22 protein-coding genes are annotated in these 21,320 nt (G+C 55.2%); 8 read left to right on the top strand and 14 right to left on the bottom strand.

Annotated elements, in window-relative coordinates; all coding sequences use genetic code 11:
* Window positions 1-552, bottom strand: coding sequence for an isochorismatase family protein (locus tag AU509_RS05995; protein ID WP_094117903.1), 552 nt, complete (start codon window positions 550-552; stop codon window positions 1-3).
* Window positions 553-925: 373 nt separating this feature from the next.
* Here AU509_RS05995 and argG point away from each other — a divergent pair, with 373 nt between their 5' ends.
* Window positions 926-2,278 (top strand): argininosuccinate synthase, encoded by a 1,353-nt coding sequence (gene argG / locus AU509_RS05990; RefSeq protein ID WP_085650713.1) that lies wholly within the window; start codon window positions 926-928, stop codon window positions 2,276-2,278.
* A 383-nt stretch (window positions 2,279-2,661) separates the two neighbouring features.
* On the opposite strand, the gene AU509_RS05985 is transcribed toward argG, so the two are convergent.
* Window positions 2,662-3,219, bottom strand: a complete 558-nt coding sequence (locus AU509_RS05985; RefSeq protein WP_085650714.1) for a helix-turn-helix transcriptional regulator — start codon at window positions 3,217-3,219, stop codon at window positions 2,662-2,664.
* Window positions 3,220-3,705: 486 nt separating this feature from the next.
* Between AU509_RS05985 and AU509_RS05980 the strand changes: the two genes are divergently transcribed.
* Entirely contained in the window at window positions 3,706-4,461 is a 756-nt protein-coding gene (locus AU509_RS05980) for a 4'-phosphopantetheinyl transferase family protein (RefSeq protein ID WP_244200999.1), read from the top strand.
* Window positions 4,462-5,021: 560 nt separating this feature from the next.
* On the opposite strand, the gene AU509_RS05975 is transcribed toward AU509_RS05980, so the two are convergent.
* The 7 genes from AU509_RS05975 to AU509_RS05945 form a co-directional block, all read right to left on the bottom strand.
* Entirely contained in the window at window positions 5,022-5,957 is a 936-nt protein-coding gene (locus AU509_RS05975) for a beta-ketoacyl-[acyl-carrier-protein] synthase family protein (protein WP_244201000.1), read from the bottom strand.
* 35 nt (window positions 5,958-5,992) lie between these two features.
* Complete coding sequence (locus tag AU509_RS05970) at window positions 5,993-6,304, bottom strand: hypothetical protein (RefSeq protein ID WP_085650716.1); 312 nt, start codon at window positions 6,302-6,304, stop codon at window positions 5,993-5,995.
* Between the two features lie 305 nt (window positions 6,305-6,609).
* Entirely contained in the window at window positions 6,610-7,377 is a 768-nt protein-coding gene (locus AU509_RS05965; protein WP_085650717.1) for an EAL domain-containing protein, read from the bottom strand.
* 337 nt (window positions 7,378-7,714) lie between these two features.
* Complete coding sequence (locus AU509_RS05960; protein WP_085650718.1) at window positions 7,715-8,359, bottom strand: 3-keto-L-gulonate-6-phosphate decarboxylase UlaD; 645 nt, start codon at window positions 8,357-8,359, stop codon at window positions 7,715-7,717.
* Window positions 8,360-8,437: 78 nt separating this feature from the next.
* Complete coding sequence (locus AU509_RS05955) at window positions 8,438-9,145, bottom strand: L-ribulose-5-phosphate 4-epimerase (protein ID WP_094117901.1); 708 nt, start codon at window positions 9,143-9,145, stop codon at window positions 8,438-8,440.
* Window positions 9,146-9,148: 3 nt separating this feature from the next.
* Complete coding sequence (locus AU509_RS05950; RefSeq protein WP_085650720.1) at window positions 9,149-9,637, bottom strand: PTS sugar transporter subunit IIA; 489 nt, start codon at window positions 9,635-9,637, stop codon at window positions 9,149-9,151.
* Between the two features lie 37 nt (window positions 9,638-9,674).
* The gene (locus tag AU509_RS05945; RefSeq protein ID WP_094117900.1) at window positions 9,675-11,423 is read right to left on the bottom strand and encodes a PTS ascorbate-specific subunit IIBC; all 1,749 of its coding nucleotides are present in this window, start codon (window positions 11,421-11,423) and stop codon (window positions 9,675-9,677) included.
* A 526-nt stretch (window positions 11,424-11,949) separates the two neighbouring features.
* Between AU509_RS05945 and ulaG the strand changes: the two genes are divergently transcribed.
* From ulaG to ulaR, 3 genes are all read left to right on the top strand, one after another.
* Entirely contained in the window at window positions 11,950-13,017 is a 1,068-nt protein-coding gene (ulaG, locus tag AU509_RS05940) for an L-ascorbate 6-phosphate lactonase (RefSeq protein WP_094117899.1), read from the top strand.
* A gap of 24 nt (window positions 13,018-13,041) precedes the next feature.
* Window positions 13,042-13,914, top strand: a complete 873-nt coding sequence (locus tag AU509_RS05935) for an L-ribulose-5-phosphate 3-epimerase (protein ID WP_094117898.1) — start codon at window positions 13,042-13,044, stop codon at window positions 13,912-13,914.
* 105 nt (window positions 13,915-14,019) lie between these two features.
* On the top strand, window positions 14,020-14,775 hold the full coding sequence (ulaR, locus tag AU509_RS05930) for an HTH-type transcriptional regulator UlaR (RefSeq protein ID WP_094117897.1): 756 nt from the start codon (window positions 14,020-14,022) through the stop codon (window positions 14,773-14,775).
* A 116-nt stretch (window positions 14,776-14,891) separates the two neighbouring features.
* On the opposite strand, the gene AU509_RS05925 is transcribed toward ulaR, so the two are convergent.
* Window positions 14,892-15,230 carry a Dabb family protein gene (locus AU509_RS05925; protein WP_085650725.1) on the bottom strand — a complete coding sequence of 113 codons (339 nt, stop codon included), beginning with the start codon at window positions 15,228-15,230 and terminating at the stop codon, window positions 14,892-14,894.
* 153 nt (window positions 15,231-15,383) lie between these two features.
* The gene (locus AU509_RS05920; RefSeq protein WP_094117896.1) at window positions 15,384-16,142 is read right to left on the bottom strand and encodes a GntR family transcriptional regulator; all 759 of its coding nucleotides are present in this window, start codon (window positions 16,140-16,142) and stop codon (window positions 15,384-15,386) included.
* Between the two features lie 236 nt (window positions 16,143-16,378).
* Here AU509_RS05920 and AU509_RS05915 point away from each other — a divergent pair, with 236 nt between their 5' ends.
* Genes AU509_RS05915 through AU509_RS05905 form a run of 3 tightly spaced genes read left to right on the top strand, consistent with a single transcriptional unit; the run spans window position 16,379 to window position 18,962 of the window.
* Complete coding sequence (locus AU509_RS05915; protein ID WP_094117895.1) at window positions 16,379-17,158, top strand: ABC transporter substrate-binding protein; 780 nt, start codon at window positions 16,379-16,381, stop codon at window positions 17,156-17,158.
* Between the two features lie 3 nt (window positions 17,159-17,161).
* Window positions 17,162-18,139 carry an SIS domain-containing protein gene (locus AU509_RS05910; protein WP_094117894.1) on the top strand — a complete coding sequence of 326 codons (978 nt, stop codon included), beginning with the start codon at window positions 17,162-17,164 and terminating at the stop codon, window positions 18,137-18,139.
* Window positions 18,140-18,149: 10 nt separating this feature from the next.
* On the top strand, window positions 18,150-18,962 hold the full coding sequence (locus AU509_RS05905; protein WP_094117893.1) for a PfkB family carbohydrate kinase: 813 nt from the start codon (window positions 18,150-18,152) through the stop codon (window positions 18,960-18,962).
* 271 nt (window positions 18,963-19,233) lie between these two features.
* Here the strand turns inward: AU509_RS05905 and AU509_RS05900 are convergent, their stop codons facing one another.
* The 3 genes from AU509_RS05900 to AU509_RS05890 form a co-directional block, all read right to left on the bottom strand.
* Complete coding sequence (locus tag AU509_RS05900) at window positions 19,234-20,136, bottom strand: hypothetical protein (RefSeq protein ID WP_085650730.1); 903 nt, start codon at window positions 20,134-20,136, stop codon at window positions 19,234-19,236.
* Window positions 20,137-20,199: 63 nt separating this feature from the next.
* Window positions 20,200-20,673 (bottom strand): CesT family type III secretion system chaperone, encoded by a 474-nt coding sequence (locus tag AU509_RS05895; RefSeq protein ID WP_094117892.1) that lies wholly within the window; start codon window positions 20,671-20,673, stop codon window positions 20,200-20,202.
* A gap of 72 nt (window positions 20,674-20,745) precedes the next feature.
* On the bottom strand, window positions 20,746-21,297 hold the full coding sequence (locus AU509_RS05890) for a TetR/AcrR family transcriptional regulator (RefSeq protein WP_094117891.1): 552 nt from the start codon (window positions 21,295-21,297) through the stop codon (window positions 20,746-20,748).
* Between the last annotated feature and the right edge of the window lie 23 nt (window positions 21,298-21,320).

The following is a 21,320-nucleotide window of genomic DNA, read 5'->3' as shown; positions in this document are numbered from 1 at the left end:
TTACTCCGTCGGGGTCAACGTCGCCAGACATGCCTCGACGCTGCTTAGGGTCGCGAACCGGTTAACCAAGACGGTTTCGGTATGATGTTTCAGCTCGCTGGCGCTCAGCGTTTTGCCGTCATGCGTCATCGGGAAGGTCAGCGTTGCTTCAGTCACGAACGTTACCTGATAGCCCAGATCGGACGCAACCCGCGCGGTGGTTTCGCAGCACTGTTCGGTGCGCATGCCGCAGATGATCAGATGGTGAATATTTTCCTGCTGCAACCATTCATGCAGTCCTGAGTCAGTCAAGGCGTTGTGAACGTGTTTGTAGACTTGTTTATCCGGCTGATGATGGAGAAAACGTTGCCGTGTGACGAAGCCTGACTCCCGCGAGAAAGGCCCCTCTTTCGCGACGTGAAACACATCCACCAACGCGACGTTTTGCCGTTTACAGCCATCGATCAGGCGCAGCAGGGCTGCCTGAAATGCTGGGAGATCGTCGTCCTGCCAGAAAGGGCGATGTAAGAAAGAATCTTGAACATCAATAACTAACAGTGCAGTTCGCGACATGGTTTATCTCCTTGCTCATGATGTTGTCTATCATGCGCCCAGCGTTAAAACGGGAGAAGGCCAAATCCGGACACGATAGGGCTAAATCCGGACCAGATAAACATCGGCGGTGTTTCGCCGGTCAGGCCAGAATGAATTTTTTGCCGAAATCCTAACGAGTCTCTTCCTGTCCGGCGGAAAAGATGTTTAAATTATAAATCATATATTCTGCATAAATATTCATTGCGGAGTACGCGAGGAAAATGCCGTCGACAGAGTGAAGTGCCGCGATCTTCTTCTGCATTGTGTCCAATTTAGTGCGGCGTAACCTACGTAATTCGGCGTTGGAGTGGTTACACTCAATGCCATCTAACTCGAGCAGGGATTAATTGTTATGACGACGATTTTGAAGCATCTTCCGGTTGGTCAACGTATCGGCATCGCTTTCTCCGGAGGGCTGGACACCAGCGCCGCCTTGCTGTGGATGCGTAAAAAAGGCGCAGTGCCTTACGCTTACACCGCGAACCTGGGTCAGCCGGATGAAGAAGATTACGACGCGATTCCTCGTCACGCCAAGGAATATGGCGCGGAAAATGCGCGCCTGATCGATTGCCGCAAGCAGCTGGTTGCCGAAGGCATCGCCGCGATCCAGTGCGGTGCTTTTCATAACACCACCGCGGGTATGACCTACTTCAACACCACGCCGCTGGGCCGTGCAGTCACCGGCACCATGCTGGTGGCCGCGATGAAAGAAGACGGCGTGAATATCTGGGGCGATGGCAGCACCTACAAAGGCAACGACATCGAGCGTTTCTACCGTTATGGACTGCTGACCAACGCGGAGCTGCAAATCTACAAACCTTGGCTGGATACCGACTTCATCAATGAACTGGGCGGCCGTCAGGAGATGTCCGAGTTTATGGCCGAAGCCGGCTTCAGCTATAAAATGTCGGCGGAAAAGGCTTACTCCACCGACTCCAACATGCTGGGTGCGACGCATGAAGCGAAGGATCTGGAGTTCCTGAACTCCAGCCTGAAAATCGTCAATCCCATCATGGGCGTCAAATTCTGGGACGAAAATGTCAAAGTCCCTGCGGAAGAGGTCACCATCCGCTTTGAACAAGGCCATCCGGTCGCGCTGAACGGAAAAACCTTTGCAGATGACGTCGAGCTGATGCTGGAAGCCAACCGTATCGGCGGCCGTCACGGTCTGGGGATGAGCGACCAGATTGAAAACCGTATCATCGAAGCGAAGAGCCGGGGCATCTATGAAGCGCCGGGGATGGCGTTGTTGCATCTTGCCTACGAGCGTCTGGTCACCGGCATTCACAACGAAGACACTATCGAGCAGTACCATGCGCACGGTCGTCAGTTGGGCCGCCTGCTGTATCAGGGGCGTTGGTTCGATCCACAGGCGTTGATGCTGCGTGACGCGCTACAGCGTTGGGTCGCCCGTGAAATCACCGGCGAGGTCACCGTTGAACTGCGTCGTGGCAATGATTTCTCCTACCTGAACACCGTGTCCGACAATCTGACCTACAAGGCTGAGCGTTTGACGATGGAGAAAGGAGACTCTGTCTTCTCGCCGGATGACCGTATCGGCCAGCTGACCATGCGCAATTTGGATATCACCGACACGCGTGAAAAACTGTTCAGCTACATGGAAAGCGGCCTGCTGATCACGGGCAGCGCCGGTGTTCCGCAGGTAGAAAGCGGTGAACTGCTGCAGGATAAAACCAAAAAATAAGCGTCGGGCCTTCGTCTGATGCATTAAAAAGGCATACCTCGGTATGCCTTTTTTGCCGCTATCGTGGGTGGCAGGCATTATCCGTGTTGCCTTCTGTCCGCTAAGCTTCCTTCCTCCCTGAGCCTTTGCCCCATCTCATTTTCGCGGTGAACAACAAGGGCGAGGGAGCTGTTTCAGCAATCAGGGATAAAAACGACCTCTGTTTCTTGGCAAAGTATTTGTAAACGTTAGGGTATGTGTCAAAAGCAGGCGGATCGCGGCACCCTGGTCAAACGGGACCGCACGTATGATTCCGGACCTGACTTACCGCGATATTTCCCCCGTCACTAAAATAAAAAAATCCCGTGAGGGACTTTTTTTCGTGTGCTCGTCGAACAAGAACGTTAATTAGACAGATTGTGGATATTATCCAGCAATACATGACGAGAAAACAGGTGACGTTGTTTTCCGAAAATAATATCGAAGCTCATATTGCTAATAAAACGGGGCGGCTCGCGATCGGACGAGACGGTTTTCCGATATTTCAGCGGCGGAATATTATACGTTTTTGTAAAGCAGCGGGAAAAATGCGGTAACGAGGAGAAACCACAGGCATAACAAATATCGGTCAGAGACCAGTTGGGCGAGATATGAATAATCTCTCTCGCCAGGGTGACGCGAACGCGCCAGATCCATCGCATGGGCGTAATATTATAGACTTGATTAAATAATCGGCAGATATCGAATTTCGATTTGCCACTTACGGTTTCGAGTTGTTCCAGCGTGATGTTATCGCCGATATTCTCAATAATGTAGTCGATGATCCCAACCAGACTTGTTGCTTTATTATTGTTTTCCAATGTCTTTTTTAAGTTCGGGTGACGACGATACATGTCCTGAATAAGATTATGGTTGAAGCTTTCATTATCCAAGGTGTGGGGGTAGGCATTATGTAGATTCATGGTGTCATCCAAAAATGTATTTACCGTGCCTGGAGCGGTTAATAAAAATGCTAAAAACGGCGTTGGTATTGGGTTGTTAATTATTGTCATTGCTGTCATTGACAGGGGTACTCACGCAAATTGTGTGCCATATTTGGAATGGCCTTTTTCAGCGGGATACGTAACGTTTTTTCCACTCGGCATTCCATTTTTGGGATGGCGACATTTCGTTATTGGGATTGTTCGTCTCGAAAATGGTCAACGCTCTCAGCGTGATTGCGAGTGAAATGACAAGATTTCGTTAAAACTCATCTCTAAAGGTAATACCGCTAAGATATTCACGCCGACCGGTCAAAAATGCATCGTAATGAGACGTTGCTATGTATACGTTTACATCAGACGTTCGTGATTTCGAGCCGAGGTCTTCCAGACGTCGTGGCAAACAAGGATGACAACGTGAATGAGGTGAACAGGGAAAGCGGGATACATTGGACAGAGGGAGCAGACATGAGCCAGGACAGCCGAATGAATTTCTGTGGTAGCGCTAAGCATCGCGAGCGAGACCTGGCGAACCCTCAGTGTATTGTGATCCATAGGCAGACGTTGGAGCGCCCGGAAATGCTTGCCTATGTGCGTTCGGCCTGCCGAATGTCGTCGTACGATACGCTCAACGACAGCACATTGGCGGAGGGGATTCTTCGATGCCTGCTGGCGCCGCTGTGTCGTGCGTTGCCGCACGAGCTAACGTTTGCCCGCAACCCGTTCGGCAAACCGTTCTTACCCCGATACCCGCAGCTTCACTTCAACCAGTCGCACACTCAGGCCGCTTTTGCTTTCGCCATCGCACAGGGTGACGAGGTCGGGGTCGATGTTGAGGGAAATCGAGGGCGAGTCGAGCATAAGCGCGGCGTGGCGAAACGCTTTTTCCATCCTGATGAAGCTGACTGGCTGGAGCAGTTTTGCGATGAAGAAGCGTATGTACAGGCTTTCATTCGGATATGGACGCGCAAAGAGGCCTATCTGAAAGCGTTAGGACTTGGCCTGAGCAAGCCGTTGGACTCGTTCAGCTGCCTGATGCAAGAAAACGGGCGGATTCAGGTGCAGGACGACGTTCATCCCGCCAGCGCGCAGATGGAAGAGGTCTGGTTTGACGAAGAGAGGATGGCGCTCAACTGTTGCCTATTGTCGTCCGATGAAACGCCCTTGCGCTGGCGGCACACCACGCTGACGGAACCGGACGCGTTAACGGATTGGCTGGGGTAATACAGGCACGAACAGGCAGAACGGCGCTCGCCGCTCTTGTCGTAGACCGGTCCAGACGTTTTAGCAGAGAGAGCCGATAATGACGTGAAGTTTCCCGTCATTGACGAGAAAGAAAAGAAGGCGCCCTTTGCGGATATCCCGATCCGCAAAGGGCGTAGCATCCATGGTTTTCTCCGGCGTCGACGCGCAGACCACCTGAGGGGTATGTACGCAGAGCTTTAACAGAGAAAGAAAGCGTTCCCATTCCGATCTTCATCTCCCGTCATCCTGCTGGAGCATGAGAGTAACCGGCATAGGCAGACCATCAACATCCTTGCTGACACCGCGACGATCCGTCTTCATCCCTGTTCGAACGGCGCAATCCTGCGCTCTGACCGTGACGTTAATACATCCTTGTATATTTCCGCCTGCTTATGCCAGCGAAAACGCTTCCTTAAAAAGATTATGCCCGGTGACTGGGGGCATTGTTGTCTGAAATTGTGAGATAGAAAAATAATTGCAGTGCGCACGATCAATGCTGTGCATTGTGGGGCGGAATGTTGACTGACGGCGAATCAGGATCATTGCGAACGATAAGAAACGGAGCAGCTGCCATAGGCGGCTCCCAGCCCTACTGACAGCATCACGTGCGGTCGTCCGGCACGGATGGCGGGAAGCGCGGCTGGCAGCAGGAGCAGAGGATCTACGGTGCAGCAGTGGCCGATATCCGGCAGCAGGCTGAGCGAGATGGCTTCATGCGGTAGCTGGTGGCGGCGCGCATAGCGACGCCAAAAGATGCGGTTGATATTGTGGGGCAGCAGCGACAGGCGGTTGGGATCGCCTGCCTGAGCGCCCGCCAAAGCCTCCGCCACCATGTCGTCGTGGGCCTGATAAAACGCCGTCTTTGCCTCCCGTCCGCTATTTAGCCCATCACAAAACGCCAGTCGCCGGCCGAGAAACGGTTTCCCTAACCGTAGACCTGCGCCTTCACGCTCCAGCAGCAGTGCGGCGAAGGCATCGCCGATCAATGTGTAGCCCGGCACGTAGCGCCGTGAGACGCCTAGCGGCGACAACGTATCACCGGCGATGATGGCGACGCGTTTTGCCTCCTGTCTCTCCAGCAGCCGATGAGCGTAAGCCAGCGCCCAGAACAAAGTCGCACAGTGCTGCGGGTCCAGTTCGTGGCAGTGCGCCTCAGCGCTGACAAACGGATGGTGTTGTTTCAGCTGTGTCAGCCACGCTGCCTGTTCGCCCGATGGCTCCGGTATGCCGTGTACATAAATCAGCGCGTCAATCGGGAGATCAGGTCCCGATGACTGCTGCATTAATCGGCTAATGAGTTGATAGAAAACGCTATAAAGAGAAACGGTCGCTTCCAGCGCGGCAATGCGGCGAAAGCCGAACAGCTGGCAGAACGTATTGGCTTCGCGGGGGCTATATCCCGTTTGAGTGATGATTTCCTCGGCATTCAGGCGAGCTGACGGAACCCAGGTGGCTAACGTGTTGATGTGCATCATGCATCCTCCGTCCTGATCGCAGCGGGGTTCGGGCCTTAACCATGGCAGGTTTTTTGGTGCAGAAAACGCGTCAGGGTATCGAGGGTGTGAAAGGCGTCGAAAACGTTTTCATCCATCAGATCGAACAGCTCCCCTGTTAGCCTGCCGTGTGCTTCATAGCGATCGCTGAGGACGGCAATCAGGCTGATGAGGTTGACGGAATCCAGCAAACCGTCATGGGCGTACATTGGCGCGCCTTGAAATATGGCGTTGATGCGCCCCTGATCCACCCCGATGGCTTTCAACAGCTCGCGTACGAGCACATGTGTTGCATCGTCACGCTGATGCCCAGATTCTGAGTGCGCCATACAAACTCTCCGACTCGCTGTATTGAGCGCAGTATAACGGTCGCTTAGGGGGTAACTTGTTCTAAATTGCATTCGGCGAATTATGGGTTTTTGTGTACATATTCAGGCGATTTGTGTGTGTTTTATCGCTTTATACCCGCAGATGGAGATCACGGGTCGTGTCGATGATGCGAACATTAAACGCGGAAATAAGAGGATGGCGGTGAGATGGCGGTGAAAGGTAAACGGTACCATTAAAAAACCGCTGGACGGTCGAAGCCGGTTCAGCGGGTTTGTATGTAGCGTTAAGTGCTTCGTTTCCGGTGCTAAATAAGGCTGGTATCGACCTCAGGCAGAGATTCGAAACCGGGTCTGGCAAAATAATATCCCTGAGCGAAATCAATCCCGATTCCTTTTAGAAAATGATATTCCTTTTCTGTTTCAATGCCTTCTCCCAGCACCCTGATATTCAACGCTTTCAGCATACTGACGCAGTGGGTGACGATGGTCTGGCGTGTTTCGTCCTGATCGATGTCGCGGATCAGCGCCATGTCCAGCTTGACGATATCCGTTTGGAAATCCGCCAGCAGATTCAGCCCGGAATAACCCGACCCGAAGTCATCAATCGCCGTTTTAAAACCGAGCTTTTTGTAGCATTCAATAATCGACTGTATGCGTTTGCTGTCTTTGGCCTGCTCGTTTTCGGTGAACTCGAACATGATGTTCTTGATCGGGAACTGGTACTTTCGGGCTGCTTCCAGCGTCGAGCGAATGCAACGTTCCGGGCGATAAATCGCGTTGGGCAAAAAGTTGATGCTCAGCATGCCGGACAGCTTCAGTCGGGCAGCGAGCGCGATAGCCTTGATTCGACAGAGCTGGTCGAAGCCGTAGCGCTTGTCATTGCTAACTTGCGAAATAATGCTGAAGGCCGACTCGTTATTGCAGCCTCGAACCAAGGCTTCGTAGCCGAACACGCGTTTCGTCACGCAGTCCACGATAGGCTGGAACGCCATGGTGAAGTCGAGGCCCAAATTATGACTGTCCGCGCAGTGAGCGCAGCGGGACGACATAAAAGGGGGCGATGGGGAAGTCATGGTTAGGGATTTCCTGGATTATGGAAAAAATGGACGCGTTCACCCGCTTGAAGCGGGGCGATAAGATCGTGACGCCCTCTAATAAATGTATAGCTTGTAAGCTGATGAACTGCGTTCACATGGCAATTTATCGGCAATATTCGCGTAAGAATTAAGGGAAGTTGCCCGGATAACGCGTAAAGAAACGCAAATGGCGGGTTATCCGGGTGATAAGCATCACGATATTCAGTAAGGGTCGGGAAAGACCGTTGCGATGGCGGCGGGTGGGGGCGGGGCGCTATTTCGGAGAAGCAGGCCCGCCCGAGGATAATCCCCCAAGGGCGGACATCAGGACGGTTTACCAATAGCGCACGATTTCCTGGCGCAGCGCGTCAGCGATGGCGCTGCCGTCATCCCCGGCTAACGCTCGCCCGGCGATAAACGTTTTGGCGTTAATCCCCCGGAAGTGCTGCAACGCCTCCGGCACAATACCGCCCGTGATCGACACCTCAAACCCCATCTCCGACAGGGTATGCATACGTTGGATGTCTTCCGGCGTCCAGCCGACGCCAGCCAGCTCCGCGTCTCGCGAGCGGTGATAGATCGCCTGCGTGATGCCGAGTTTGCGCCAGGCCTGCGCGTCTTCCCACGTCCAGTGGCCGTAAAGCTCCATCTGAATTTCTCCGTGGTGCTCATCCGCAATGTTTTTACAGGCGGTGATTGTGGCGATGTGGGCCGCGGCGGACACGGTGATCCAGTCCGCGCCTGCGGTAAAGGCCATCTCCGCCAGAATGGCGCCGCCGTCCGTGGTCTTCATATCGCAGACCAAAATATGATCCGGATATTGCTGGCGCAGCGTACGAACGGCATTCATCCCTTCAGCGAAGGCCAGTATGGTGCCGACTTCGATGACATCGACATATTCCGCCACGTGGGCGGCGAGATCGACCGCGGTGGGAAGATCTGTGGAGTCCAGGGCAATCTGTAATAGGGGTTGGGTCATGGTGTGAGCATCCTTTTTTAATGTTGAGGCGGCGGCATGCGCCGCCCGGATCGCGATGAACGGCAAGCGCAGCCAGCGTCATTCCATCGTTGCGTCAGTCTGGCCGTAGTAAGCGTCAGCGCCGTGTTTGCGAAAATAATGTTTGTCGGACAGGGTCTGCGGCAGGCGGATATGGTGATTCAGCCGCCGCGTCGCCAACGCCATCGCCGCCACCTCTTCCAACACCACGGCGTTATGCACGGCTTCCTCGGCGTTTTCACCCCAACAGAATGGGGCATGGCCATAGGCGACCACGCCAGGGACGGCCATGGGGTCGATGTCCCGTCGGCGGAAGGTTTCCACGATGCTGACGCCGGTGTTCTTTTCGTAATCGTCAGCGATTTCTTCTGATGTCAGCGGGCGGGAACAGGGGATATCGCCATAGAAATAGTCGGCGTGGGTGGTGCCCAATACTGGGATATCCATGCCGGCTTGCGCCCATATCGTCGCATGCCGGGAATGGGTATGGACGATGCCGCCGAGCCTCGGAAAGGCCCGATACAACACCCGGTGCGTGGCGGTATCGCTGGAAGGGCGAAGTTGTCCTTCCACCACGTTGCCGTCCAGATCGACGATGACGATGTCGTCAGCCGTCATGGCTTCGTAGCTCACGCCCGACGGTTTGATGGCGATCAGCCCGCGTTGGCGGTCAATCTGCGACACGTTGCCCCAGGTCAGTGTGACTAGCCGGTAATGCGGTAGTTGCCGGTTGGCGGCCAAAACCGTGTGTTTCAAGTCGCTTAGCATCCGTTATCCCTCCTGCTTGGCCGCCTGCGCGAGCGCGTTATCGATCGCGCGATACACCTCGTCTTTGCTGCGGCATGTCCGCAGTCTGTCGAGGTTGATGCCGGTCGGGCTGCTCTCGTCCTCCAGCGTCTGGGTGACTTCCATCAGACCTTCGATATGTTCGTCGGATGTACTGCCCGCCAGCGTAATCAGCACATCGACCGGTTCGTCTTCGCCTTCAAAGCGTACGGGAGTGGCCAGCGTCACCAGTGCGAAAGCTGTCCGTTTGACGCCGTCTTCCGGTCGCGCATGCGGCAACGCCAGGCCGGGGGCGATGACGAAGTAGGCGCCCATTTTTTCGATGCTGCGGATGATGGCGGCATGGTAACGAGGCTCCACCGCACCGGAGGCCTCCAGCATGCTGGTGCCGATTCCAATCGCTTCCCGCCAGTCAGCCGCATGGGCCTGAAGTCGGACAGTGTCGTTGTCTATCAGTGATTGCTTGAAGTTCATGGTGTGCTCCTTTGTCGGCCGTTCCTTCAGCCGGACGTTAGCGGGAAAAATGCGTTCTGATCAGGTTGAGCAATTCGTCGCCAAACGAATGGGGATTGAGCATGTTCTGCACGGCCAGTACGAATTTTCCCGTCCCCGGCTCCATCTCTCCGGCCAGGTGGCGCGAGGCGACGATGATGTCGGTCATCGGCAGCTTCGATTTGTAGTCCGCCACGGCGCATGACTCCATCACATGCGGTATGCCCCGCTGCTCCAGAAATTTGGCGATTTTCATTTTCATCATCATGGACGATCCTTGCCCATTGCCGCAGACGGTCAGAATGCGCACGGCCCGGCCCGAATTGACCGGCGCGGGTTCGGTGGCAGGCAATGTCGCCGCCGCAGGCTGAGCCGCCATCGATAACGCGGTATCTTCTTCCGCGCGCAAACGTCGGGAGGCGAAAACCATATACACGGCGGCGGCGACCATGAGGGCGTACAGAAACAGCGGCGACCAGGCGAGTCCTTGCATAATGGGCGGGAACAGCAACGCCCAGTCGGCCATGCCCATCCAACCGTTCAGCGGGGTGTCGTGGTGAGCAAACAGCGCTATCGCCCAGGCGGAGCCCAGCACCTCGATGATGCCCATCACGAAGCACATCTTCATTACGGCCTTCCAGCCGCCGAAATGGTTAGCGAATACGCCGATGGTGGCGTTGGAGAAGAACATGGGCACAAAGCCGGGAATGATGATGATGGGTGACTGGAAGGCGAGCAGTAGCAGAAGCGCAACGAACTGACCGGCGGCGCCCCACATGAAGCCGAAGACCATCGCGTTCGGGGAATAGGCATAGATAGCCGCGCAGTCGATGGCGAGCACGGCGTTGGGAATGACCCGTTCCGAGATGCCCTTGAACGCCTCCGACAGCTCCGCGACGAACATGCGGACGCCGACCACGATAATCTGAATAGCCACGGCGAACTTCAGACCGGTTTCCAGAATATAAATGCTCCAGTGGGTCGAACCGGCCATCATTTGCAGGTTCTTCAGGCCGAAGGAGAGCAGGATAATGCCGAAGAACACGGTCATGACGATGGCGGTGGCGGCGATGCTGTCGTGAAAGATGTTCAGCCAGCGAGGGAGCTTGAGGTTATCGACGCTATCTGCCGGATCGCCCAGCCGGTGGGCGATCTTGGTCGCAATCCACGAGGCTGCCTGCTGTTGATGGCCGATGGAGAAACCCGCGCCGCCCGTCACGGCTTCCGTTGGTTTGAACATCAGGTTGGAGAAAATCCCCCAGTACAGCGCGATGATGACGGCGGAAGCAAAAATCGTTTCCCACATCGTGGCGCCCAGCATCAGATAGAACATCGCGATCAGTCCGGCCTGCTGAAACATGATGTGTCCCGTCAGCATGATCGTCCGAATCCCCGTGTAGCGGCGTAGCAGCACCAACAGAATATTCAGCGCGAGCGCCAGCAACACGGTGTAGCCCACCCAGGAGTAGCGATCCCCCATCACAGACATCGTCGCCATCATGGCGGTGTAAGGGTCAATGACGGAACCGGACAGACCATGAAATTCGGCGATTTTTTCGATGACCGGTTTGAAACCCGCCACTAACGTATCCGCGCCGACCTGAACCAGCATAAAACCGATGATGGTTTTCAGCGTGCCTTTGAGCACGGTGGAGAGATCCCGCCGCAGCAGGAGGTAACCGATACAGGTGACCAATCCCAGCAGCAGCGGCGCTTTTGTCATTACCTGGCTGTAGAAGATGTAAAAAATGTCATATAGCGTTTCCATGATGCAGCTCCGTGTCTATGAAGGCGTAATGCCCGACGGTGATAACTCAATCCCTGTTACCTGCGTTCTTTCTTGCCAACGTGCGTTTTGACCTTTCCCTGGGTCTTATTGAATCAATAAAATCACGAAAAATCACTTGGTGATTTCTTTTGACCTTTTTTATCATCATAGACAAGCGGTAGTGAAGATCAAGCTTTCAATTATGATTATCACGTTGGTTGATTTGTTTTCCGGGGTGGTAATAAAAACATAATATAAATAATAAGTTATGTGTTATTTGGGTGAGCCAAAGGTTCTTTTGTACTTATCTTTCTGGTACTTAAATCCCAATAAAAGCGAATCACGAAGCGCAATAACTAATCATTGATAATCATATTTGTGATTGATATAGTCATTTTCAATCACCAGAAATCACTCATTTGTGATGAGCGCCTCGGGAAAGGAAAACGCGAAGCGGGAGGTGACACGATCTGCGACCCGTGGAAACCGGTCGGCGGCGGTTGTAATCATGAAGAAGGATAAAACGATGAGCAAAGTAACAGACATTACCCGGGAGTCATGGATATTGAATACGTTCCCCGAATGGGGGACCTGGCTCAACGAGGAAATCGAGCAGGAGGAGGTCGCCGCAGGGACGTTCGCCATGTGGTGGCTGGGCTGTACCGGCATCTGGTTAAAGTCGGCGGGTAATACGCAGATCGCTATCGACTTCTGGTGCGGCACCGGCAAGAAAACTCACGCCAATCCCTACATGAAAAAGCAGCATCAGATGATGCGCATGGGCGGCGTACGCAAGCTGCAACCCAACCTGCGCACGTCGCCGTTTGTACTGGATCCGTTCGGCATCAAGAAGATAGACGCCGTGCTGGCGACGCACGATCACGCTGACCACATCGATATCAACGTGGCGGCGGCGGTGCTGCAAAATGCGGGCGATCACGTGAAGTTCATTGGTCCCGAGGCGTGTGTCGAGCTTTGGACGGGATGGGGCGTACCGGCCGAACGCTGCATTGTGGCGCAGGTCGGGCAGGAGATCGCGATCGGCGATATCACCATCAAAGTGCTGGACGCGTTTGACAGGACCGCGCTGGTGACGCTGCCGGAGGGCGTATCTTCCCGCGATAAAAGCATTTTGGACGGTATGGATCGACGTGCGGTGAACTATCTGGTGAAGACCAGCGGCGGCAATATGTACCACTCCGGCGATTCGCACTACTCCAACTACTTTGCCCGACACGGCAACGACAACACGATTGACGTGGCGCTTCTCTCCTACGGCGAAAACCCTCGCGGCGTGACCGACAAAATGACCTCTTCAGACATTCTGCGTGCCGCGGAGTCGCTGAACACGCAGGTAGTGATCCCCTTTCATCACGACATTTGGGCGAATTTCCAGAGCGATCCCGGCGAAATCGAGCTGCTGTGGCACAGGAAAAAAGATCGCCTCAACTACGGCTTCCAGCCGTTCTTCTGGCAGGTAGGCGGCAAGTACACCTTCCCGACGGACAAGGCGAAGATGCATTACCAGCACCCGCGCGGGTTTGACGACATTTTCGTCGATGAACCCGAGCTGCCGTTCCGCTCGTTCCTGTAACGTTCTCTGTTCACGAGGTGCGCGATGGATAACCTGAATAGCGCGTTGCGGCTGGGCGTATATGAAAAGGCCATGCCGGCGCGGTTGGATTGGGAGCATAAGATTCAGGCCGCCAAAACGCTGGGGTTCGACTTCATTGAGATGTCCGTCGATGAGTCGGATGAACGCCTGCAACGCCTGGACTGGCGGGATGACGAGATCTTTCGGCTGCGCCGTTTGTGCGAGCAATATGGCATGCCCGTGCACTCCTTGTGCCTGAGCGCGCACCGTCGTTTCCCGTTTGGATCGGCTGATGCGTCGGTGCGCGCTCAGGCGGGCGTCATCATGCGTAAAGCCATCGAACTGGCTTACAAACTGGGCGTACGTTGCATTCAGCTAGCGGGCTATGACGTGTATTACGAGCCGCACAGCGACGCGACGCATCAGCGGTTCGTCGACGGTATGCGCGAAAGCGCGCGTTTGGCTGAGCGGGCGGGGATCATGCTGGGCGTGGAGATCATGGATACGCCCTACCTGAATTCGCTGTGCAAGTTTGAAGTGCTCAAGAAGGCGGTGCCTTCGCCTTATTTTATGGCCTATCCCGACGTCGGCAATATCACCGGCTGGAATTACGATGTCTGTACCGAGTTGCAGATGAGCGGCGAACACATCGTCCAAATCCATCTGAAAGATACGCTCCGTGTCAGCGCCGATCATTCGGGACAGTTCCGCGACTTGTGTATCGGCGAAGGGCAGGTGGACTTCCCCGCCATTTTTCGCACGCTGGCCGGGATGAACTATTCGGCGCCGCTGGTCGTTGAAATGTGGGCGCAGGATGCGCATTGGGCTGACCACCTGCGGCAAGCCAGATCGCGTTTGGTGACGATGGCGCAGGAAGCTGGACTGGCGTTAGGTTGACGATGCACAAACGGGCGGGGAGGCTTTCCCGCCCGGTGCTTTGATTTTTGGAAACAGCGTTATACAATCATAAGACATCATAAATAATCATAAATCAGGCAAGACATGACAGAAACACAACGACACAGCGCTATTCTGACCTTGCTGAATGAGAAACGCCATCTGACCGTGGCCAGCCTGACGCAGGCGTTCTCGATTTCTCCGGCGACCGCGCGTCGCGATATCAATAAGCTAAACGAAGCCGGACAGGTGCGAAAAGTCCGCAACGGCGCAGAGGCGCTGATGCCGACCAAACGACTCTGGTCACCGCTGGACAGCCAAAGCACCTCGACTCACGATGAAAAAGTGCGCATCGCTCAGGCGGCGGCTCGGCTAGTGCAGCCGGGTGAGAGCGCGGTGATCAACTGCGGCTCGACGGCCTTTTTATTGGGGAAGGAAATCTGCGGGCGAGATGTTCAGGTCATCACTAACTACTTTCCGTTGGCCAACTATCTGATTGAGCAAGAGCATGACGGCGTGGTGATTATTGGCGGGCAGTACAACAAGAGCCAGTCCATCACTCTGGCGCCGCAGGATGAGATTTCGTCCCTGTATGCCGGGCACTGGATGTTTACCAGCGGCAAAGGCCTCACGGCTGAGGGGCTGTACAAAATGGATATGCTGACGGCGATGGCGGAACAGAAAATGCTGGATCATGTCGGCAAGCTGGCGGTGTTGACGGACAGCAGCAAACTCGGCCAGCGCGCCGGAATGCTGTTCTGCAACGCCGAACATATTGACGTGCTGATCACCGGCCGTGACGCCAACCCGCAGGTGATCCAACAGCTGAAAGACAAAGGCGTCGAGGTGATGCTGGTCTAGCGTCACCGGGCCTTGGACGCGTTGTCCTGAGCGGTCGTTTGAGGATAACCGGCCGTCGGGGGTGGTCGGCGATGGCATTGCGGCCGTGGTTCAGTGGCCGCAAACGCGCGTGGGATTTATCGCGGAGCCGTTACCGGCTGTGGGGCTTTATGTGGCGTTAATATCGGGTAGTCGAGCACGATGAGATTGCCCAGAATTGGCCGGAAAATCGCTTTCAATTCATCGTGTTTGGGATGAGGTAAATAGCGCTGGCGCGCCGCTTCATCTTTAAACGTCATCATCACGCAGTGCGTGAATCCCTCATTTTTACCTTCCGGACTATCGTTACATCCCCACTCGACGCTGACGACGCCTTCGATGGCGGTTGGCATCTGCAAAAAAGCCGATTTCACCCGCTCGATGTCGGCTTCCGCGGCATCCGCTTTGAAAGTGATAAGTAAGATATGGCGTATCATTGCTGACTCCGTTTGTAATGTCCTGCCAAGAGCATAGCCCTTTACGCGGCGACTTTCATGGCGTGTGACGCGGCTGAGAGGCGGTGTTTTTCTCTGTGACGCCTGACCAAAAACCGCGCGCGCTCGGGCCGATATCCCGAAGACACCGCCGTCTTATCGCTCGGCGTTAGGGTGGTGGCTGATGCGAAACGACACCCGCTGCGGATGGTTGACCGATACCAGATATTCGACGGGCTGTTGAAAACGGTCGGCAATCACGCCGCGATAGATGAGCGCGGGGCTGTCCGGCGGCGCATTCAGCAACGCCTGCTCTTCCTCATTCATTATCCCGACCCGAATGGTGCCCTCGTCGGAAACGCCGAAGAGGCGGTAGCGTTCTGCCAGTAGCCGATACAGCGAACCGCTCTCCTCCAGCATTTCAGCCGTTAGATCCGGCATCAGCGCGCGCGGTAGGTAGCTGGTTTCTAAGCAAAACGGATCGCCGTCCGCCAGCCGCAGTCGTTTGATCATCACCACCGGATCGCCTATTTCAATGTTCAGCAGGGGCGCGATACGGGCGCTGGCGGCCGTGTCCTGAAAATAGAGTAACTGGCTGCCGGGCACCGCGCCATTCAGCTCGGTGATCTTGCTGATGCCCTGTTCAATGGCCTGCGTCAGCGGCCGCTCAATCGTGGTCTGGGTCAGCCAGGTGCCCTGATTGCCGCGTCTTTCCAGTAACCCGGCGTCGACCAGTTCATCGATAATTTTACGCAGCGTCATTCGGCTGATGCCGAGCACGACGGCGAGATCCCGTTCCGCCGGGATCTGATCGCCATCGTTGTACTCGGGGGTATTCAACAAGCTCAGCAGAGCCTGCTTGGCTTCCAGATACGCTTTGCGTGGACGGCGTTTGCCAGTGTTCGTTTTATCCATGGTATGTTTTCTGGTCTGTTCCATGCTGAAGAAAGAGCGATTACCGCAAGCGCTATCGCTTGTTTTATCACCCGTTATTGCGCTTTACAGCCCTATTATCCCCCTGAGCTAATCAGACCACAACACCCTAATACCCTATTATAATTGAATAATATGGATAAATTCGTTGCCCGGCGTGAATGATAAGCGTATATCTCTGGTGGTATAGTTTACGGTATATTTATAGGGAGTGAATGATGAAAAAAACGCTTGCCCTGTTATCCCTGAGTCTGGTGATGACGGCCTTCTCCGGGCTGGCTTCCGCACAGCAGTCCCTCCGTTTTGGCACCGACGCCACCTTTCCTCCGTTTGAGTTTAAGGCTGCGAATGGGCAGTTGCAGGGGTTCGATATTGATTTAGGCAATGAGATCTGCGCGCGTCTGAAGGCGCAATGCGTCTGGGTGGAAAGCAGTTTCGACGGTTTGATTCCCGCGCTGCATGCCCGTAAATTCGACGCGATCCTCTCTTCGCTCTCTATCACCCGAGAACGGCAGAAAGCCATCAACTTTTCCCACAAATTGTTTAACACGCCGGCTTATCTGGTCGCTGCGAAGGACAGCGGTTTGAAGCCGACCGCCGAGTCGCTGCGCGGCAAGCGCGTTGGCGTGCAGCAGGGATCGGTATTTGAAATTTACGCGCAGAAATACTGGCGATCTCAGGGCGTTGAGCTGGTGTCTTACCCCAGCGCTGAAGCGGTCTATGCCGATCTGGTCGTCGGTCGTCTGGACGCGACGCTGGATGATGCCACGGTGGTGACCGAGGCGTTGCTGAATAAGCCGGAGGGCAAGGGGTTCAACCTGATAGAGCCGCAGGTGAAAGACGATGCCGTGTTTGGCCCCGGCACCGGTATTGGCGTCAGGAAGCAGGATGCCCAACTGCTGGAACAGCTTAACGGCGCTATCACTCAGATCCGGCAGGATGGCACTTACGACCGATTGGCAAAAAAATACTTCACCTTCAACGTGTATGGCGACTAATTCATGAATACAGCAGCGATGATAGCTTCCCTTATCGAACAGCGTTTCCGCCCGCAGGGAGGGTTACGGCAGGTGTTTTTGGTCGCCTGCGGCGGGTCGTTGGTCGACATGTACCCGGCCCACTATTTCCTGAATAGCGAGTCCACGGTGCTGCACAGCTACATGATGACCGCCAACGAGTTTGTTTACGCGGCCCCTAAAACATTAGGCAACCAGTCACTGACCATCGTCTGTTCTCACGGCGGCAATACGCCGGAGTCGGTGGCGGCGGCGGAGCTGGCCCAACAGCGCGGCAGCGTGACGGTCACGCTGACGCATAATGAGACTGCGCGTCTGATCGATTTCTCCGACGGCAATCTGCTGTACGCCTGGGGGAATGACAGTCAGGTGGTGAATAATCCAATGGCGTTGATCCTCAGCCTGTGCGTCGAGGCATTGCAGCAAACTGAGGGCTTTGACGGCTACGCTGACTTTCAGTCGGGAATGGGGCAGATCGACGCGGTGATTGCGAGCGCACGCCAGCAGGTGCAGACCCGCACGGCGGCGTTTGCCGACCGCTATGTGAAGGAGTCGCTGTTTTACATCTTGTCCAGCGGCGCGTCTTACGGTCACGCCTACGGTTTCGCCATCTGCTCGCTGATGGAAATGCAGTGGCTGAACGCCGCGTCCATCCACAGCGGCGAATATTTCCACGGGCCTTTCGAAGTCACGGATCACAGCACGCCCTGGATCCTGATGATGAACGAGGGCCGCACTCGGCCGCTGGATGAGCGTGTGCGGGACTTCCTGAGCCGCTATGCCGACAAGGTGGAAGTCATTGACGCCAAAGCGCTCGGGCTGGGCGTAATCCCGGCTGGCGTAGTGGAGTATTTCAATCCGATACTGTTCTACAGCGTCATGTGCGAATACCGCGCGGCGTTGGCGAAGGTGCGTCAGCATCCTCTTGAGACGCGGCGATACATGGGTCAGGTGGATTACTGAGGTACGCGTCATGAAAGTCCTGGGACTTGGCGATAACGTTATCGATCGATATACCCACACCGGCATCGGTTATCCGGGCGGCAATGCGCTAAATTTCAGCGTCTATGCCCGCATGTTATCGGCGCAATCCGCCTATTTAGGAGTGTTCGGGGATGATGGGGCGGCGGAGCACATTCGGCGTGTGCTCGAACAGCGTGGCGTTGGCCTCGAACACTGCCTGACGGTCGCCGGCGAAAGCGGCCACGCCCGTCTTACCCTTGAGCAGGGGGAACGCGTGTTCCTCGGTTCTAATGCGGGCGGTATCCGTCAAAGCACTTCAATGGATTTCGTACTGGCTCATCTCTCGTGGCTGGGCGGCTTCGACCTGATCCATACCAGCGCCTACAGCTATATCGACCCGCTGCTGGCGGATCTCGGTTCGCTACCCGGCCGTTTGTCCTATGACTTTTCGGATGACTTCGACGTTGATCAGGCGCTGTCCCAGAGCCGCTGGCTGGATTACGCTTTTTTCTCCTGCGCGGACCGCCCCCTTAATGAAACCCGTCAGCTTCTGCTGTCGGCTCACGACGCGGGTTGCCGGTGGGTTATCGCCACGCGCGGGGCGGAGGAAGCAATACTGTTCGACGGCGATCAATGGTTCAGTCAGCCGCCGGAGCCGATCGCACCCGTCGATACGCTCGGTGCCGGAGACGCTTTCATCACCGCCTTTCTATTGGCTCACCTTGGTGGAAAAACGTTGCCCGAAAGTCTGCATCAGGGCGCCGTCTTCGCGGCGCGCATTTGCATGATGGAAGGGGCGTTCGGCGAAGGAATGCGGTATTGAGGCCGCATGGATCCTTTTTCGGTCGCTGCTTAAGCGAGCCATCTGATCCGATAAGAGCCAGACTTGGGAGGCCAAGGTTGTCCGTCAGCGATGATCCCGAACACTCTCCGGCCACATTGCGAGCGCAGAAAAAATCAGCGCGGATATCGACTCGCCATCACGGGGCTGTTCTACTTATCGGGTGTATTGCGTCGTAGGACTGCATTCATCGAGCAACTTCGTTGTGCGGCCCTGTCACGGTGAACGGAGGGAACCGCATAACGAAGCGCTGCTATCGGTCGGACAATAAAAAGTCGAAATTTTGACCTCGGTAGCTCGCATCAACGCTGTAGGTCGTAGAGGGATCGGTCGCGACACGCACATCAAAACGGTTAAAAGAGTCGTCATTCAATGCATGTCTGACTAAATCGTCGGAATGCAGCGACGGCAAACCGGCTTTCGCCAGTTTTTTCTGTAGCGTCTCTGAGCTGAGCGGTACCACCTCCCGAAGACGCCGGGTATCACTTCGGTTGGCGGAGTCAGAAGCATCCCAGAGTAAATGACTGTGTGTTGCCATCAGCGCCGTCATCGGCGTGTGAGTGTCGCGTTGCATATCGTGTAGTACCGATTGAGTCAGCGTGCATGCGCTGGGGTGCGTTGGCCAGGCATCCACGACGACCGTATTGCGTTCGCCCCAGGTGGGATCGCGAGGGTCGCCCAGCATCACAAACTCGTGGCTATTGTTTTCGGGAAGCTGGAGTCGTACACGGCATATCGGCCGCTCCACGTTGCGTTCTTTCAACGCGGCGACGGCGACGGCGGCATGTACCGCACAGTTGCCACCCTGAAATTTTTGCGCCCGTTTGATCTGATTTTCGATTCCGCCATGAGGATACTTTTGGTATGCCAGATGCATTCTCGCCCAGCTCTCTCCCGATGAGGCCCGGACATCCTGCCGCTGATTTCCCGCCCCGTGCGGGAGCATATTTTTGACTACGCGATTCGCCCAGCAGGCATCCGCCAGTGCAGACAGGGTGCCGGATTTCACCACCACGTTTTTATGCTGATAGTTTGATAACCCCAGCTGGCTGGCGCTGTGGGTATCATGAACTTGACTACCGGTATCCTCATTCTCGACAATCGCGCTATACGTTGAAGAGGAAGAAGACCCGCGGAAAATATTAAACCTTGGCATGGGTTGCCTCCGAAGCTCTAAAAAATGCCGTCCCCAGCAGGAATGGAACGTAGAACTATCTCCTCATGCTTTTTTGGAAACACGTTGTAAGCCAGCGTGGCGATGAGAAGGGGATTCATCAGACTGATCGACCGTGGGAAGAGACGTTCCGCAGCAGTAGGCGTCAGCCCGTGTCAGAAATTCATGGAAGGTTTTCACCGCCAGCTCCGCTGATAATTCTTCCAATGGCTGACGGGCGTAGAGCACCATTTTTTTGCTCGGGCTGTCGTAGCCCAGTGTGATGGCCGGATGGCGCAGACTGAATACATTTTCTGCCAACAACGCCTGAAATCCCTCCGGTGTTCGCCACGCGTGGGGAGCGACAAACGTCGCGACGATATTCAGATATCCCGGTTGGCTGCCGATCAGATGGATATGCAGATCGTGATCGAAGACCAACCTATAGAGGTCTTCCTCCGGACGCGGCGGCGGCAGCTCGCCGGGCTGATATCTCTGGATAATGGCACGAGAGATAGCATGAAATTTTTCATTCAACATAACCGATGCTCACATGACAGGGTTCTTATGAGTGGCCTCGGTAGGGGAAGGGTTCCCGTAGGGTGTGATGATTTATTTTTCATCGACGTCGAGAAGCCGCCGGATCGCCGCCGCGTTTTGCTCCCATTCGCCTTCGCTCAACGCCATCAATCCAAAATATTTCAGGAAAAACAGACCTTCCGTCGCGAGAAAAGCGATGCGCCGGGTATCGTCATGGTCGCTTTCCCCGAGCGCGAATTCACGCTGTCGTTCCATGTACCAATCGCGTACCGAGCCAAGATAATCCGGAGACTGCAAAAGCGCGGATAACAGCACCGCAGAGCGCGAAACGTTGCTTTCGTCATCTTGAGACGTCGTGACCACATGCGCTTTGAGCTTATCGTCAGGCGAGGCGGTGTGACCCGACAGTTCCGCTAATTGCTTTTGGTAATACATGTCCCAGCGCTTGATCATGGCTTCAATCATGGATTCCTTGTTGCCAAAGCAGGATTGGACGCCGCCCTTGGTGATACCTGCCGCCTTCGCCACGGCATCTATCGTCAGCCCTGCTGCGCCCAGTTTTGACACTACGCCTTCTGCGGCATCCAGCACGGCTTCTCGGTCAATAGTTGGTTTTCTTCCCACTTGAAACCTCTTTTTATACAGGG

It is taken from the genome of Lonsdalea britannica (genome assembly GCF_002111595.1).
Lineage (GTDB): Bacteria > Pseudomonadota > Gammaproteobacteria > Enterobacterales > Enterobacteriaceae > Lonsdalea > Lonsdalea britannica.
The sequence above is the reverse complement of the archived record's forward strand: the minus strand, read 5'-3'. Positions and strand labels throughout refer to the sequence as shown.